Genomic DNA, 14824 nt, shown 5'->3' on the forward strand with positions numbered 1-14824 from the left:
ACGACGCCATGAAGCGCCTGCATCCCGACGCCCTGCCCCACCTGCCCGCGGACGTTGCGAGGCCGCGCTACGCGCGCGGCGAGCTGTGCGCCGGCATCGTCCACCTTGGCGTGGGCGCCTTCCACCGCGCGCACCTCGCCGTCGTCAACGAGGCCGCGCTGCACGCCAGCGGCGACCTGCGCTGGGGCACGGTCGGCGTCTCGCTGCGTGCGGCCGACACGCGCGACGCGCTGCAGCCGCAAGGCGGCCTCTACACACTGGCCCTGCGCGATGCGGCCGACGACGGCAGCCCGCGCGAGACGCTTCAGGTGGTGGGCAACCTGCTCGACGTGCTCGTCGCGCCGGAAGACCCGCAGGCCGTGCTCGAACGCATCGCCCATCCGGACACGCGCATCGTCGGCCTCACGATCACCGAGAAGGGCTACCACCACGACCCGGCCACGGGCGCATTGCGGCTGGACGACGCCGGCATCGCTCACGACCTGGCGAACCCGCAAGCGCCGCGCACCATGCCCGGCTTCGTGGTGCACGCGCTGAACCTGCGCCGCCAGCGCGAGTTGCCGCCGGTCACGCTGCTGTCGTGCGACAACCTGCCCTCCAATGGCGACACGCTGCGCGGCATCGTGCTGGCATTCGCAAGGCAGGTCGACCCGGCGTTGCACGACTGGATCGACGCGCACTGCACCTTTCCCAACTCGATGGTCGACCGCATCGTGCCGCGCACCACCGACGCCGACCGCGAGCGCATCTCGGCACGACTGGGCGTGGAAGACGCATGGCCGGTGGTCGGAGAGCCCTTTCTCGAATGGGTGGTGGAAGACCGCTTCGCCAACGGCCGGCCCGACTGGACCGCAGGCGGCGCCCGCTTCGTCGAGCACGCCGAGCCTTTCGAGCGGCTGAAGCTGCGCATGGTCAACGGCAGCCATTCGGCGCTGGCGTACCTGGGCGCGATGGCCGGGCTGCGCACGGTGGACCGCGCGGTGGCCGTGCCCGAACTGCGCGGCTACATCGACGCGCTGATGCGCGAGGAGATCGCGCCCACGCTGCCGGTGATGCAAGGGCTGGACCTCGATGGCTATCGTGCGCGGCTGCTGCAGCGCTTTTCGAACCCCGCCCTGCAGCACCAGACGAAGCAGATCGCGATGGACGGCTCGCAGAAGCTGCCGCAGCGCCTGCTGGGCACGGTGCGCGACCGGCTCGCGGCCGGGCAGCCGATCGAACGGTTGGCGTTGGCCGTGGCCGCATGGATCCATTACCTTCGCGGCGTCGACGAGACCGGCGCCTCGCACGACATCCAGGATCCGCTGGCCGCCGCCCTGGCCGAACGGCTGGCGCAGGCTGGCGCGGCGGCGTCCTCGGTGCACGAGCGGGTTGCCTTCTTCACCGGCTTTGCCCCGGTGTTCGGTGAACTCGGCGGTGTGCCCGCCTTTGTCTACGCGGTGGCCCGGCATCTCGCGATGCTGGAGGAGCGCGGCGTGATCGCGGCGCTCGAGGCGGCCGTGTGACGTGAATCAGGGCGTGGCGAGCACCATCGTCCAGTAGAACGGATAGGCGTTGGCCGAGGTGCCGCGCACGCATGCCAGGGCCACGTGCTTGTAGCTCGCGCCCATCAGGTTGCGGCAGTGGCCTTCGCTCAACTGCCAGGAGTTCATGGCGGACGCCACGCTTGTCTGGCCCGCCGCGATGTTCTCTGCGACGCCCGACCATGCGTAGCCCGCGTCGGTGACGCGCACGCCCACGGTGCTGCCGTCCGAGCCGGTGTGGTCGAAGAAATTCTTCGCGACCATGTCGTTCGACTGGCGCGCGGCCGCGGTGTCGAGCCTGGTGTTCCAAGAGAGAGGCGCTGCGGCCGGGAATTGCGTGGTTCCGCAGGTGCGGGCTTCGCTTCGGAACTGGTTGACGCGGGTGATCGTGTCCTGCGCGAAGTCCGGCAGGCCGCAGCTCTCGAGAGCGGTGGGCGCAGATGCGGGAGCCGGTGCCGGAGCGGTCGCAGGGGCAGGCGCGGGTGCGGGTGCGGCCGGTACGCCCAGGCCCAGAGGCACTCCTCCACCGCCCCCGCCTCCTCCACCGCCGCACGATGCGAGCAGCAATGTGGCGAGGACGCTGGTGGCGGTGGCTGTGTGTCTCAGGTTCATTCGTTTCTTGTCGCGATCCGGGAAAGCAGGCAGTGCAAGGGTTTCAGAGAAGGCGCGTTCATCGCGCGGAGCGCGATCGGCTGCGCCGTTCCAGCTTCGCCGCCAGTTCGGCCGAGGAAAGTCCGCGCGGAGCGGAGCGGATCGCCTCGTAGCGATAGACGCGGAAGCCGTCCTTCTGGATGAAGCTGAGCGGCTCCCAGCCGCGGGCCAGCGCGCAGTCGGTGATCTGCGCCATCTGCACGCCGAGGTAGTCCTGCAGGCTGTCGGCCACCGCGAGTTCGAATTTCTTCAGTTCGCGGTCCAGTGATTCGATCGCCGCGATAGCCGCCTCGACGGTGGTGAAGGGACGCACGTGCGTCACGTGCCTGCCGTGCGAGTGGGAGCGTTCCGGCACGGAGCTTTCCGAGCCGAAGTCCACGCTGGCCCCGCCCTCCATGCCGTTGAGGCCGCCAATCGAGCTCATTGCGCTCATCGCGCTCATTTCAGTCATTGCGTTCATGCCATGAACCCCATGTCGCGCAGGTAGGTGATGCCACTGGGCGCGGTGATGTTGTTGAAATTCTTCAGGTTGGGCAGGATGCCGTTGAGGTCGGAGTCGGGCACGCCGAACCACTTGGCCAGCGTTGCGGCGTACTGGTCGACGGATGTGGTGGGCAGCAGCCGGCCCTGGCCGACGTGCCACTGGTCGTCGTCGGCGGAGGTGTTGCCCACGCTCACCGGCGGCGGCGTGCCGTAGAAGGCATTGCCCTTCACCGCGCCGCCCACCACGAAGTGATGGCTGCCCCAGCCGTGGTCCGAGCCGTTGCCGTTACTCGACAGCGTGCGACCGAAGTCGGAGGCGGTGAAGGCCGTCACCTTGTCGTCGATGCCGGAATTCTTCATCTGCAGCTGGAAGGCACTCATCGCCTCGGACAAGCGCTGCATCAGGGGCCCCTGCTTGGTATCCAGATCGTCGTGCAGGTCATAGCCGCCCATGGAGACGAAGAACACCTGGCGCTTCACGCCCAGCGATGCGCGCCCGCGGATCAGGCGCGCCACCATCTTGAGCTGGGCGGCCAGATTGTTGTTGATGGGGAAACTGACGTCCAGGTCATCGGACTGGATGGCGGAGGTGATCTTTCCTTCCGCCTCCACCGCGCGCAGCGTGACCTTGTTGTATTCGTTCTCCAGAGTGTGGCCGCGCGCCTGCTGCGCGATCTGCTGCATGGCGGCCTTGACCGCCGATGAGCCGTAGACGCTGCCGGTGGCGGGACTCACGCTGTTGATGCGCACCGCCCCGCCCGTGCCGACCTGGTATTGCAGCGCCTCATCGCCCGAAAGGAACACCGCGTTGCCCGCCACCGAGATGCAGGTGAAAAGCGATGCGTTGCGCTGCCCGTTCAGCATCAGGTCGCCGAGGTTGCCGCCCCAGCCGATGGTGGAACCCTCGGGCGAGGACGACTGCCAGATCGACTGCTGGTCGTTGTGCGAGAACAGCTTGGGCGGGATCGGAAAGTCCTTGCGGTTCGTGCCGTTGAACTGCGCGCGCGTGAGCGGCTTGACGAGCGGGCCGACGTTGAGCTGCACGGCCATCTTGCCTTGGTCGAACAGCGTCGTGAGTCCGCTCATGGCCGGGTTCAGCGCGTACTTGCGACCGTTGGCGAGCGAGACGGCGGGCTTCAGCTCAGTACCCGCGAGAGACGCGTATGGCAGCGAGATGGCGCCGCGGATGGTGCTGTACTTCGTGTAGCTGTCGGTGTCGAAGTTGACGAGGGTGTTGGCGTAATCGTTGCCGCCGAACAGGAAGACGCAGACCAGCGCCTTGTAGTCGTCGCCCGGCGCAGCCTGCGCGGCGGCCTCGCCCATGGCGGCGAGGTTGAGTGCAAACGGCAGCGCGGTGCCGGCCATCGCGAGTTGGCCCGAGCGGCGCAGGAAGGCGCGGCGCGTGTGGCGGGCAGGATCGATCAGGTGCATGTTCGGTTCGCTCCGGCTGCTTTCTTTATTTCTGCACGAGGTATTCGGGCGAGCCCATCACCAGCAGCACGCCGGCGCAGATGAGGTCGAGCCTGCGGGCATCGGTCGTGGGGTTCACGAGAGGAGCCTTGCTCAGCGCATCGGTGATCAGTGCGACCGTGGCGGCCGAGAGCTGGTTGCCCGTGAGCAGCAGGTTGAGCCGCCGCACCAGCGCGGCGGGGTCGTTCACCAGCGTCTTCTCGGCTGTATAGGTCGCGATTACGTCCTTGCTGTCGAAGCCGTTCTGCAGCTTGCCTTGCAGGAAGTTCAGATAGCCGCCCACGCTGGTCTCGTTCACCAGCTGGAACTCGGGCGCCACCATCTTGTTGCTGGCGATGGAGGTCGAGGGCGGCACGTAGCCGGGACGGAAGAAGTTGAATACCGAGGGCGAGCGCAGTGGGCACTGCCCGAGGCTCTGGCTGGGATCGGAGGTGTTGCCGATGTCCCAGGTGTCGAGCGTCGAGCCGACGCCGAAGGTGCGGCCCCATTGCACGAGCCGCAGCATGGGCTCGCGCAGGTGGCCGAAGTTCGGGTCGGAAAGGCCGGCGGGGCCGCGCGCCTCGTCGTCGAGCAGCACGGCGGCGAACACGCTCTTCATGTCGCCGCGCACGCCGGCGCCGTTGTTGGCGAAGGTGTCGGCCACGCGCTTGATGTAGGCCGCGCTGGGGTTGCTGGTGACCAGCCGCTGGATCAGCTGCCGGCCGATGAAGGGCCCGACGTTCGGGTGATTGAAGAGCGTGTCGAGCGCGATCTTCAATGCCGCCGGGCCGGCCGTGCCTGCGGGCACCGTGGCGCCGAGGAAGCGCGCTTCCAGCATCGAGTGATTGGCCGCCGTGTACGCCATGGGACGCGTGGTCCAGGCGTTGGTCTCGATGGTGTAGCTGGCGTTGGGCGGGCGAAAGGCATTGCGCTCCGCAGCACGGATGTCGAGGTCGTAGCCGGTGAAGACGCGCGCGAGGTTCGTGACGTCACTCTGCACGTAGGTCTCGATCGGCTGGCCGTCGGCGCCGGTCTTCACCGTGCCGTTGCTCTCCAGCTGATAGAGGCCGATGGTCATGAGCTGCATGACCTCGCGCGCATAGTTCTCGTCGGGCTGGCGGCCGGAGTTGTCTTCCTTCCTGTTGCCGCGGGTGTTGAGGTAGAAGCCCATCGCCGGGTTCAGCGTCACGTCTTCCAGCAGCTGGCGGAAGTTGCCGGTGACACCGTTGGCAAGCATGTCCCAGTACTGCGCCATCATGGACGTGGGCCAGCTCGACCCGATCTCGGTGCCCGAGACCACGAAGATCTCGCTCAGTGCCAGCGCCATGCGCTTGCGCACCGGGTCGGCGGCTGTCATGAGCTGGCGCCAGATCATGGCGTCGGCATTGACAGTCTCGTACGGCTTGCTGTTGACCCACTCCCAGGCCGAAGGCTGGCGCGCCGCACCGAGCTGCTCGCTGAGCCACGGCATGTAGCCCTTGGCGCGCACGGCGGCGATCTCGGCGTCCGAGGCGGAGAACTGGGCCTGCAGCAGGAAGCGGGCGGCCTCGGCGTCGTTCTGCGCCTGGGGATAGTGATAGGGGCCGGTGTCGGGCGTCGTGCCCGGACCGGGGTTGGAACCGGGCAGGCCGCCGATCGGAAAGCCAACGCCTGCGGAGCCACCGCCGCCCCCGCCTCCACCGCATGCGGCCAGTGCCGCCGCCATGGAGAACGCGGCCGCGACCTTCAGGGGCCACGAGCCGTCCTGAATTGCCCTGTGCTCGCCTGTTGCCGCTGTCTCCGCGACGTACACCACCTCGTCGGCCGGTCTTGCGCGCTCGGCCTCCAACTGTTCCAGCATGATCCTCGCTCCTGCGGCGTATCGACGCCTGTTGGAGGGATCAAGGCAAGCGGCATGCCCCTGCGGAAAACAACCGGACGGGTGTCCAAAACTGGCGAGGTCGCCACAAAAATGTGTGCCAATGTGACTTTTTAGTCACTCCTTGAAACAAAATTGGCATGCCAGAGGGCATGCCAATGCTTCAGCAAACATTCAGGCGACAGTGTCAATCGCGCTCATCGTCCCAGCCGTTCGGCGGGCGATAGGGATAGCCGGGGCCGTAGTAGATGCGACCGGGCGGCGGGGTGTAGATCGGAGCCGGACGGTAATACACCGGAGGCGGCGGCCGGTAGTAGACCGGCGGCGGCGGTTCGTAATAGATGGGAGCCGGATACGGGTAGACCGGCGGCGGCGCGTAGTACGGTGCCGGATAGCCGCCGACCACGTAGCCGGGGGTGCCGATCTGCACCGACCAGCTTCCGCGCGCATTTGCGGCTCCAGCAGCCAGCAACGCGCCGGCGATGACGGCACCGACGGCCGCCCACTTGAAAACAGAAGATTGAGGTTTGAGGTTCACGGTGGCTCCAGGGCCAAGGGCGGACACGCCCGGGTGGATACGCAACGCCGGATGCATCTTCGCGGTGCACCCGATTGCATGCAAGCATGGTAGCCAAACGTCACCGCGGCGAGCGGTGACAGCGCCGTGTTCAGCGCGCGATTTCGCGGCGCGAGAGCATCACGTCGCCGCTGCTGGTGTTGAAGGCGATGGTCGGAGCGCTGTAGTCGCTCAGCGGAGCGCCCAGGCCGATTTCGCCGCGGCCGTGCAGCACGCACTCTTCGCGCCGCAGGGCGATCTCGGTGCTCGGCCCGTCGTTGCCGTGGAAGCGCACCCAGGTGCCGTAGGTGCTGACGTCGATCAGCACGCAGCTGCCCTGCCGCAGTTCGATGCGCGCATGAAGCCGCGAGACGCGGGGGTCGTTGACCACGAACTGCGCGTCGTCGACGCGGCCCAGGTGGATCGGGAGCTCCTCCGTGCGGAACATCGAGCGGACATCGAGCCACGCCAGCTCGATCTGGCCGAACGAGGAGTCGGGCATGCGCAAGGGAGCCAGCGCAGCGGGCACGGTGAGGAATGTCGTCACGTCCTCCTGCCAGTCGATCCGGTGCACGACCGACATCTCGCTGCGCCCGCGGATGTTGATGAGGCCGAGGTCGCGATGCTGCACAGAGCCTTCACGCAATTGGGAGATGACCGCGGCGGTCACCCAGATCTGGCCCGGGCCGGCCAGGTCGCTCAGCCGCGAGGCCAGGTTGACGGCATCGCCGTAGCAATCGCCCTCGACCTCGACCACTTCGCCGCTGGCCACGCCGATCTGCAGCGCCATGCGCAAGGGTGCCGGCCACGCGAGCAGCCGCTTCTGGTGATAGCGCTGCAACTCGATGACCGCATGCGTCGCCGCCGCGCCGCTGGTGAAGATGGCGAACACGCCATCGCCGAGCGACTTCACCACCCGGCCGCCATGCGCCTGGCACACGCCGCCGATCCACTGCGTCAGCCGGGTCACGGTCTCGGTGGCACGCGCATTTCCCATGGCCTCGAAGACCCTCGTGCTCCCCGTCAAGTCCGCGAATACGACTGTGGAATTGACACCCATACTCTTATGATTCTCGATTTCTATCGCTGGTTGTAAATGCCCGTGGGCTCCCTGCATTTCCACGCAGGCAGTTCTCCTGGCACATGTACGTTCACGCGCCGGAGAGGAAACCTGCTTGTCCTTCGCCTTCGATAAATAAAACTATCGGATCGGGATATGTATACGCCACCGGTGAATGAACAGATGCAAAAGGTTCATTCCATTCAAGGCTTGTAGTACTTTGGAAAACAAAATTCAATGACTAGTGAAAACGATAAGTAAAGCGTGTTGTTTACAAACAAGAAACATCGTTTCGGATCTTGTGGAATGGTTAACTGAGGCTTAAGGTAGCGGCCGTTCCCGCTTCCGGCAATACGCTTTCCGTTCCCACCCATGCTCTTGCGCCGCTTTCTTCGTCTGCTGAACGTACCCGGCTTCGGATCCCGCCAGGCGACGGAGAGCCAGCTCGGTCGTATCCGTACTGCGATGCTGTCGGTGCTCCAGGGTCATGGCGGCCACTCGGTCCAGCGCGTCAGTCAGCGCGTGCGTTTCGCCGCCGACGTCGAAGCACTCTGGTACCTGCGGCAGGACGTGATGATGGCGTTGAGCGCCATCGACGGCGAGACCGCCGCCCGTCGGCAAATGAAAGCCATCAACAGCATGTTCAAAGGCGGATTGCCCGGTTCGATGGGGCCTCGGGCGCACCAGCGCTTTACCCAAAGCAAATGAAACAACGACGGCCCTTTCGGGGCCGTTTTCATTTTTAACGTTCTATTTTCTTTGTGTCTTGATCAATGGGCGTGATGATGGTCATGTCCATGGTGATCGTCATGCGCGGATGCGTGTCGGTGGCCCCAAACGAGAAAAATATCACGCCCTTCCGCCGCCATCGATACCTTGGCGCCCACCGGCAATAGCACCTTCGTCTGCACGTGGCCGAACGGCAGGCCCGCGAGCACGGGGATCTTGAGCGACGAACGCAGCCGGTCGATCACCGTGTTCAGACCGAACCCGCGGTCATAGCCCGGCACGCTGCGGATGCCGGTGAACTGCCCGAACACGATCGCGCGCTGGCGCGCCAGCACGCCGGCCATCCGCAGCTGGTCGAGCATTCGTTCGATGCGGTACGGATGCTCGTTGACGTCCTCGATGAAGAGCACGCCCTTGTCCACCACCGGGAAATACGGCGTACCAAGCAGGCTGCTGAGCACGCAGAGATTGCCGCCCCACAGCACCGCGTCCTGCACGGGCTTGAACTTCAGGTCGATGTCGCGCGCCGGCATGCGCCAGCCGGTGCCTTCGCCCTGCCCTGTGACGAGATCGTCGAAGCACGCTTCCATGATGTCGTCAGGGCCGCCTTCGGCGCCGAAGTCTTCGCCGACCGCGGGCCCCGACCAGGTCACGGCGCCGGTCTTGGTCAGCAGCGCGTTCTGCAGCGCGGTGAAGTCGCTGCAGCCGACGAACTCGGTGCCCTTCTCGATCGCCTTGGTCAGCGCCTTGTACGGAATGGCGTCGAGGATGCGCGTGAGCCCGTAGCCGCCGCGCGCGATGAGCGCCACGTCGGCGCCGCTGGCGGCGGCGCGCGAGATCGCGGCGAGCCGCGTGGCGTCGTCGCCCGCGAAGCGCTGGTGCACCGAGAGTGCCGCATCGTCGACTTCGACTTCATGGCCCAGCGCCTTGAGCCGCTTCACGCCGCGCCGGAAAGCGGCCTTGTCGCGGACCGCGCTGGAGGGAGAGTAGATGTAGATGTGTTTGGTCACGCGGTCGAGTATCCCATTGCGTTTCGCACTTGCGGCACGAACGTTCGGGCCTGCTCGGGCGACGGCCCCGACGAAGTCGCTACGGGCCCGAGCGCACGCAGAGCTGCTTCGTAGCCACGATCGGGGAACGGCGCGCGCCAAGCATCTCCGATGCGTTCACGCCCTTCCGGCGCGACAAGCGCGGCGGCAAAACGCTCAGGGGCTGCAGCCATCAGCAACGCGGCAAGTCCGGAGCCTGCGTCGCTGTGCACGAGCGCCATCGGCGTCGAGCCGGGTTGCACGCGGTCCAGCCATTCGAGCAGCACGTCGCGATGCCACTCGAGGCTATGCGGCACCTCGCGCTTGGGCTTGTCGCTCCTGCCGAAGCCGATCAGGTCGGGCACCAATGTGCGCACACCGGGCAGGCCCACGAGATGCCGGAAGAAGTAGCCCCACTCGCCGGGCCCGTGCAGGCACAGGCAGCAGGCGGCGCCCGTCCCATCGCCCTCCCAGCGTTCGTCGATGTAGTGCATGCGCCAGCCATGCTGGCTTGGAAGGTCCTGCACGTAGTGCGGCGCGAAGCCATAGCCGGACAGCGCATCGAAGCGCTCGTTCGGCGTGCGCAGCGCGTCGTCGCGCAACGGCTCGGCCTGCGCACGCGCGGCGCTGCGGCGTTGCTGGAAGAAAGCCTGCAGCACCGCGGCGCACTCCTGCGCCAGCACCCCACCCTGCACCTGCGTGTGGTGATTCAGCCGCGGCTCGGCGAAGAGGTCGAGCACCGAGCCGGCCGCACCGGTCTTCGGATCGGCCGCGCCGTACACCACGCGCGCGAGGCGCGAGTGCAGCATCGCCCCGGAGCACATCGCGCACGGCTCGAGCGTGACGAACAGCTCGCAGCCGTCGAGCCGGTAGTTGCCGAGCGCCGCCGCGCCGGCGCGCAGCGCATTGATCTCGGCATGCGCGCTCGGATCATGCTGAGCCACGGGCGTATTGCGGCCCGACGCGATCAACCGGCCGTCCTTCACCAGCACCGCTCCCACCGGCACCTCGCCCGCCTCGGCGGCAAACCGCGCCTCGGCGAGCGCCAGCGCCATCCAGTGCGCATCGTCGTGCGTCAAGGGCGACGGGATCGGCTCAGTTGTCATCGGGCATCTGCCGCGTCTTCGCGGCAGCGTCCAGCGCTTCCTTGACCTGTTGCTGAACCTGCTGCGCCTGGTCGCGCACGTTCACGGGTGCGTCACCGGCGGCCGGCGCGGCCACGCCGGGCACAGCCGGCCGCGCGGAGGAAGCCGCGCTCGTCATCTGCTTCTTGGCGAGCAGGCCGACGATCACCAGCGCCAGTACGAGGCCGATCAGGCCGAGTCCGCGCATCTCAGCGACCCTCCGCCACCGGAGCCTCGGCGGTCATGCCCAGGCGGTCCATCCATACGGCAAGTGCCTGTTCGTCCTGCGTGCCTGCGCTGTAGACCGCGTGCATCGCTGCGTGCGATTCGCGCCGGTGCTGGTTGAGCTTGATCTTGCATTGCAGCGCCGTCACGCACAGCTCGAAGCCCACGATGCCGGCGAGCATCTTGAGCTGGAACTCCTCGCCCAGGTCGCGCCACTGCTGCGCGTAGGCGGGTTCGTGGTCGTGGATCAGCTTCTTGAGCAGTGCGTCCTTGTCGCCCGGCTCCTCGATCAGCCGCGCCTCCACGGTGCAGTGCACCGCCAGGTAGTTCCAGGTCGGCACGCGGGCCAGGTCGGGATAGACGGAGGGCGAGAGGTACGAATGCGGTCCGAGGAAGGTGACCGCCGCCCGGGGCCGGGCCTGCAGATAGCGCCAGTGCGGGTTGGGCTTGGCGCAATGTCCCCACAGCACCAGTTCGTCGCCCGCGCGTTGTTCGGCCACCAGCGGTAGGTGCGTGACGTACGGCAGTCCGTCGTCATCGTTCGAGATCAGGCTCGCGAACGGGTGCGAGCGCATCAGCTCCAGCGCGATGGCCGGATCCTTGGCATTGAACTGCGGGGGCATGTACATGGGGCTTATTCCTCGTGGAACCTCGTGGCGAGGCCCCATTCTCCCCGAGCCGCCTACTTTGCGCGCGGCGTCTCCAGCAGCTTCACCATCGCGGTGTAGCCGCGCGCCTTCGCCAGTTGCAGCGGCGTGTTGCCCTGGCGGTCCGTCAGCTTGAGGCTGGCACCGGCGTCGACCAAGGCGGCCAGCGTGCGCTGGTGGCGCGGCCCGCCGTCGCCCAGCACGATGGACTCGATCACCGCCGTCCAGTGCAGGTTGTTGACGTGGTCGAGCGGCGCGCCCGCGGCGATCAGCCTGCGCACCACTTCGTCGTGTCCGAGATGGGCCGCCGCGATGAGCGCGGTGCCGTCGTAGCGGCTCGTGGTCTGCCCGGGCTTCGCTCCGAGCGACAGCAGCACCGAGAGCGTCGCGGCGTCGTCCGCCACCGAGGCGATGGTGACGGCGTCGTAGCGGTCGTCCTCCAGCAGGTCGAGGTCCGCGCCGGCCTTGGCCAGCAGCTTGATCGCATCGCGCTGCCGCGCGAACGTGGCGACATGCAGCGGCGTGCGGCCCCGCGCGTCGCGCGCATCGAGATTCGCGCCCGAGGCGACAAGCGCCTTCAGCTTCTGCAGGTCGCCATGCCATGCGGCCTGGTGCAGCCCGTCGAAGGCCAGCACCTCGGCCGCCAGCGGCGGCACCTGGGCGAGCGCGCCCAGCGGCACGCCCAGCCCGAGCGCGACCGCCAGCACACCCGGCCAGATACCGCGCGCCTTCATCAGAGCAGGCCCTTGACCTTCTCGAGCGCCGCGTTGGCGCACTGCTCGTCGAGGTGGCCGCCGGGCGCGCCGCCCACGCCGACCGCGCCGATCACTTCATTGCCCGACTTGACCGGCACGCCGCCGCCCAGCAGCAGGAAGCCCGGCAGGTACACCAGGTTCGCCGCGCCCGGGTTCTTCTGTGCGCCTTCCATCATGGCCTGCGTGGGGCTCTTGGCCGAAGCCGAAGTCCAGGCCTTGCGCTCGCTCGATGCCAGCGTGTGGGGGCCGGCGTTGTCGGCGCGCTGCACGGCACGCACGGTGCCGGCGCGGTCGACCACGGTGGCGGCCACGTTGTAGCCGTTGGCCGCGCAGGCCGCCACGGCTTCGGCCGCGATCTGGTTGGCCAGCGCGAGAGACATGTTCTTTTCGGTACGCACTGCCGGTGCGGGCGTCTGGGCCTGGGCGACGGAAGCGGCGAGCAGGACGGCGAGGCTGCCGAGGCGAACGATGGTTTGCATTGTTTGGTTTCTCCAGTGGATTCGGGTAGTTGCGCCGGCTGTTGCCGACGGCTGCGCCACTGTAGAAAACACGGCCCGCGACGGCCATTCGTACGGCTACGCCCGCCGCTCCGTAGTTCTACGGAGCACCGTCGTCCACCAGCACGGCATAGCGCCGGATCAGCTGCGCGAGTGAATCGCAGTCGAGCTTGGCGAACAGGTTCGCACGGTGCGTCTCGACCGTGCGCGGCGACAGCGCCAGCGTTCGCGCGATCTCCTTGTTGGTCAGCCCCTGCACGATGAAGGCGAGCACCTCGCGCTCCCGCTCCGACAGCTGCGACACCCTCTCGCGCGCGGCGTTGTCGGCCTGCGAGCGCTCGCGCGAGCGCACGTGCTGGCGCACCGCCTGCTGCAGCGCCTCGAGCAGTTGCTCGTCGTCCACCGGCTTCTCGAGGAACTCGGCCGCGCCGGCCTTGAAGGCGCGGCGGCACATCTCGACGGTGCCGTGGCCCGTCAGCATGATCACCGGCTGGTCGACGCCCTGCGCCACCAGCCGGTCGAGCACCGTGAGCCCGCTGATGCCGGGCATGCGCACGTCGAGCACGATGGCGCCGACGCTCGCGCGGTCGAAGCCGTCGATGAAGGCCTGCGGGTCAGCCCAGGCCTGCACGCGCAGGCCGACGGTGCCGATCAGCAGCGAGAGGCTGTCGCGCACCGCCTGGTCGTCGTCGATCAGGTGGATCAGCGGCGATTGCGGCTGATGGGTGTTCGGAATGCTCATGAAGACGACGCGACGAGTGGCAGCAGCAAGGTGAAGCGCGCACCGCGCGGCGAGGCATTGGCCGCGCTCAGGCTGCCGCCCATGCCGCCGGCCAGCGTTTCGCTGAGGCTCAGGCCGAGGCCCAGCCCGCCTTCGCGCGTGCTGAAGAAGGGTTCGAAAAGGCGCGGCAGCGCTTCAGGGGCGATGCCGCGCCCGTTGTCGGTCACGGTCAGCACGCCCTCCTGCCCGTTGCGGCCGACCGACACGACGAGGCGCCGTTCGGCCGCAGGCACGAGGTCGAGCGCCTGTAGCGCGTTCATCAGCAGGTTGTGCACGATCTGCTCGAGCGCCACCGCCTCCGCTTGCACGCGCACAGGGGCCTGCGCCGTGGCATCGAACTGCGCGGCGACGTCGTGCTTCGCGAACTCGGGCGCGAGCAGGTGCATGGCACTGCGCACGACCTCCTGCAGCACAAGAGGCCGGGTCTCGCCGCCGGCTTCGGGCCGCTCGATCACGCGGCGCAGGCGCCCCACCACGCCGGCCGCGCGGCGAGCCTGCTCGACCGCCTGCCCCATCGCGTCGCGTGCGGTGACCAGGTCGGGCGGCTCGTCGTCGAGCAGGCGGCGGGCGGCCTGGGCGTTGGCAAGCACCGCCGTCAGCGGCTGGTTGAGTTCGTGCGCGAGGCCTGCCGACAGTTCGCCCAGCGCATTGAGCCTGGCGACCTGCCCGAGCCGCAACAGCTCCTCGGCCCGCCGCCGCGCCACGCGCTGGCGCTGCGCGGCCCACAGGCCCGCCAGCAGCACCGCCATGGCCAGCGCCCAGCCGGCAATGGCGCGCCACGGCAGCTCGCCCCAGCCCACCTGCCGCTCGGCCACGAGATCGAAAGGCTGGCTCGGCGAGGCCAGTGCCTTGCTCAGGGCGAAACGCCATCCGGTCTCCGGGCTCGTGGACAGAACACCGGGTTGCAGCACCAGCTGCTGCCCGTCTCGCTGCAGGCTCAGCCGCACGGGGCTGCGCTGCGGGTTCATCGGCCAGTCGCGCCATGGCACGGAGCCGGCCAGGTCGATGTCGAGCGCGTAGCTGAACGGCGTGGCGCCGATCACCAGCACATAGCGGCCATGGGCCAGGTCGAGCGTTGCCAGCTCGGCGCGCTGCAGGCTGCGCGAACGCGCCTCGGCCGCTGCCAGCACGGCGGCCTGCGAGCTGTCGGGCCAGGGCTCGTCGCGCTCGCGGCGCTGCACGCGCAGGATCGATGAATACACCGAGGGCAGGCGCTGCTCGGGATGGTCCGCGCCGGTGCTGGGCTCCAGCAGCGCGAGCGTGGCCAGCACGGCGTCGTACTGCACCATCTGCTGGCTCATGAGGCGGTGCGCGATGCGCACGTCGGTCTCGAAGTCCTGGTGCATCCGCGCCAGCTCCGAGCGTGCGAGCCACACCGCGCCCACGGCGGTGAGCGCCAGCCATGCCAGCCACCAACCGCCTTGCGAACGCAACCACTGTTTCATGGCGCGGATTGTG

General features: G+C 67.9%; 16 protein-coding genes. 2 read left to right on the top strand and 14 right to left on the bottom strand.

Annotated features, from left to right (window positions below):
* Window positions 1–8 precede the first annotated feature (8 nt).
* Complete coding sequence (locus tag EJP69_RS03305) at window positions 9–1505, top strand: mannitol dehydrogenase family protein (protein ID WP_126468720.1); 1497 nt, start codon at window positions 9–11, stop codon at window positions 1503–1505.
* A 6-nt stretch (window positions 1506–1511) separates the two neighbouring features.
* Here EJP69_RS03305 and EJP69_RS03310 read toward each other — a convergent pair whose 3' ends face one another.
* From EJP69_RS03310 to EJP69_RS03335, 6 genes are all read right to left on the bottom strand, one after another.
* Window positions 1512–2135, bottom strand: a complete 624-nt coding sequence (locus EJP69_RS03310) for a CAP domain-containing protein (protein ID WP_126468721.1) — start codon at window positions 2133–2135, stop codon at window positions 1512–1514.
* A gap of 58 nt (window positions 2136–2193) precedes the next feature.
* Window positions 2194–2607 (bottom strand): hypothetical protein, encoded by a 414-nt coding sequence (locus EJP69_RS03315; protein ID WP_240652018.1) that lies wholly within the window; start codon window positions 2605–2607, stop codon window positions 2194–2196.
* A gap of 23 nt (window positions 2608–2630) precedes the next feature.
* On the bottom strand, window positions 2631–4088 hold the full coding sequence (locus EJP69_RS03320) for a DUF1501 domain-containing protein (protein WP_126468722.1): 1458 nt from the start codon (window positions 4086–4088) through the stop codon (window positions 2631–2633).
* A 25-nt stretch (window positions 4089–4113) separates the two neighbouring features.
* Complete coding sequence (locus EJP69_RS03325; RefSeq protein ID WP_126468723.1) at window positions 4114–5946, bottom strand: DUF1800 domain-containing protein; 1833 nt, start codon at window positions 5944–5946, stop codon at window positions 4114–4116.
* A gap of 205 nt (window positions 5947–6151) precedes the next feature.
* Window positions 6152–6502 carry a hypothetical protein gene (locus EJP69_RS03330; RefSeq protein ID WP_126468724.1) on the bottom strand — a complete coding sequence of 117 codons (351 nt, stop codon included), beginning with the start codon at window positions 6500–6502 and terminating at the stop codon, window positions 6152–6154.
* Window positions 6503–6632: 130 nt separating this feature from the next.
* On the bottom strand, window positions 6633–7580 hold the full coding sequence (locus EJP69_RS03335) for an adenylate/guanylate cyclase domain-containing protein (protein ID WP_126468725.1): 948 nt from the start codon (window positions 7578–7580) through the stop codon (window positions 6633–6635).
* A gap of 372 nt (window positions 7581–7952) precedes the next feature.
* Here EJP69_RS03335 and EJP69_RS03340 point away from each other — a divergent pair, with 372 nt between their 5' ends.
* Window positions 7953–8288, top strand: coding sequence for a hypothetical protein (locus EJP69_RS03340; RefSeq protein WP_093195286.1), 336 nt, complete (start codon window positions 7953–7955; stop codon window positions 8286–8288).
* Between the two features lie 62 nt (window positions 8289–8350).
* On the opposite strand, the gene EJP69_RS03345 is transcribed toward EJP69_RS03340, so the two are convergent.
* From EJP69_RS03345 to EJP69_RS03380, 8 genes are all read right to left on the bottom strand, one after another.
* Window positions 8351–9319 carry an LD-carboxypeptidase gene (locus tag EJP69_RS03345; RefSeq protein WP_126468726.1) on the bottom strand — a complete coding sequence of 323 codons (969 nt, stop codon included), beginning with the start codon at window positions 9317–9319 and terminating at the stop codon, window positions 8351–8353.
* Window positions 9316–10443 (bottom strand): tRNA adenosine(34) deaminase TadA, encoded by a 1128-nt coding sequence (gene tadA, locus EJP69_RS03350; RefSeq protein ID WP_126468727.1) that lies wholly within the window; start codon window positions 10441–10443, stop codon window positions 9316–9318. The genes EJP69_RS03345 and tadA overlap by 4 nt, the downstream gene beginning before the upstream one ends.
* Complete coding sequence (locus tag EJP69_RS03355; RefSeq protein WP_093303099.1) at window positions 10433–10669, bottom strand: hypothetical protein; 237 nt, start codon at window positions 10667–10669, stop codon at window positions 10433–10435. The genes tadA and EJP69_RS03355 overlap by 11 nt, the downstream gene beginning before the upstream one ends.
* A gap of 1 nt (window position 10670) precedes the next feature.
* On the bottom strand, window positions 10671–11315 hold the full coding sequence (locus EJP69_RS03360) for an FMN-binding negative transcriptional regulator (protein ID WP_126468728.1): 645 nt from the start codon (window positions 11313–11315) through the stop codon (window positions 10671–10673).
* Window positions 11316–11368: 53 nt separating this feature from the next.
* On the bottom strand, window positions 11369–12067 hold the full coding sequence (locus EJP69_RS03365; RefSeq protein WP_126468729.1) for an ankyrin repeat domain-containing protein: 699 nt from the start codon (window positions 12065–12067) through the stop codon (window positions 11369–11371).
* Entirely contained in the window at window positions 12067–12567 is a 501-nt protein-coding gene (locus EJP69_RS03370) for a GlcG/HbpS family heme-binding protein (protein ID WP_093195292.1), read from the bottom strand. The genes EJP69_RS03365 and EJP69_RS03370 overlap by 1 nt, the downstream gene beginning before the upstream one ends.
* Window positions 12568–12685: 118 nt before the next feature.
* Window positions 12686–13327 (bottom strand): response regulator transcription factor, encoded by a 642-nt coding sequence (locus tag EJP69_RS03375; protein ID WP_093195293.1) that lies wholly within the window; start codon window positions 13325–13327, stop codon window positions 12686–12688.
* Window positions 13324–14811, bottom strand: coding sequence for a sensor histidine kinase (locus tag EJP69_RS03380; protein WP_093303093.1), 1488 nt, complete (start codon window positions 14809–14811; stop codon window positions 13324–13326). Before EJP69_RS03380 ends, EJP69_RS03375 begins: the two co-directional genes overlap by 4 nt.
* Window positions 14812–14824 lie beyond the last annotated feature (13 nt).

Origin of the sequence: Variovorax gossypii (genome assembly GCF_003965815.1) — a bacterium.
GTDB classification, from domain to species: Bacteria; Pseudomonadota; Gammaproteobacteria; order Burkholderiales; family Burkholderiaceae_C; genus Variovorax; species Variovorax gossypii.

What these genes read in the sequence shown, in the direction of transcription:
- EJP69_RS03305 (WP_126468720.1), top strand. Translation starts at nt 9, where the DNA reads ATGAAGCGCCTGCATCCCGACGCCCTGCCCCACCTGCCCGCGGACGTT.
- EJP69_RS03310 (WP_126468721.1), bottom strand. Translation starts at nt 2,135, where the DNA reads ATGAACCTGAGACACACAGCCACCGCCACCAGCGTCCTCGCCACATTG.
- EJP69_RS03315 (WP_240652018.1), bottom strand. Translation starts at nt 2,607, where the DNA reads ATGAGCGCAATGAGCTCGATTGGCGGCCTCAACGGCATGGAGGGCGGG.
- EJP69_RS03320 (WP_126468722.1), bottom strand. Translation starts at nt 4,088, where the DNA reads ATGCACCTGATCGATCCTGCCCGCCACACGCGCCGCGCCTTCCTGCGC.
- EJP69_RS03325 (WP_126468723.1), bottom strand. Translation starts at nt 5,946, where the DNA reads ATGCTGGAACAGTTGGAGGCCGAGCGCGCAAGACCGGCCGACGAGGTG.
- EJP69_RS03335 (WP_126468725.1), bottom strand. Translation starts at nt 7,580, where the DNA reads ATGGGTGTCAATTCCACAGTCGTATTCGCGGACTTGACGGGGAGCACG.
- EJP69_RS03340 (WP_093195286.1), top strand. Translation starts at nt 7,953, where the DNA reads ATGCTCTTGCGCCGCTTTCTTCGTCTGCTGAACGTACCCGGCTTCGGA.
- tadA (WP_126468727.1), bottom strand. Translation starts at nt 10,443, where the DNA reads ATGACAACTGAGCCGATCCCGTCGCCCTTGACGCACGACGATGCGCAC.
- EJP69_RS03355 (WP_093303099.1), bottom strand. Translation starts at nt 10,669, where the DNA reads ATGCGCGGACTCGGCCTGATCGGCCTCGTACTGGCGCTGGTGATCGTC.
- EJP69_RS03360 (WP_126468728.1), bottom strand. Translation starts at nt 11,315, where the DNA reads ATGTACATGCCCCCGCAGTTCAATGCCAAGGATCCGGCCATCGCGCTG.
- EJP69_RS03365 (WP_126468729.1), bottom strand. Translation starts at nt 12,067, where the DNA reads ATGAAGGCGCGCGGTATCTGGCCGGGTGTGCTGGCGGTCGCGCTCGGG.
- EJP69_RS03370 (WP_093195292.1), bottom strand. Translation starts at nt 12,567, where the DNA reads ATGCAAACCATCGTTCGCCTCGGCAGCCTCGCCGTCCTGCTCGCCGCT.
- EJP69_RS03375 (WP_093195293.1), bottom strand. Translation starts at nt 13,327, where the DNA reads ATGAGCATTCCGAACACCCATCAGCCGCAATCGCCGCTGATCCACCTG.
- EJP69_RS03380 (WP_093303093.1), bottom strand. Translation starts at nt 14,811, where the DNA reads ATGAAACAGTGGTTGCGTTCGCAAGGCGGTTGGTGGCTGGCATGGCTG.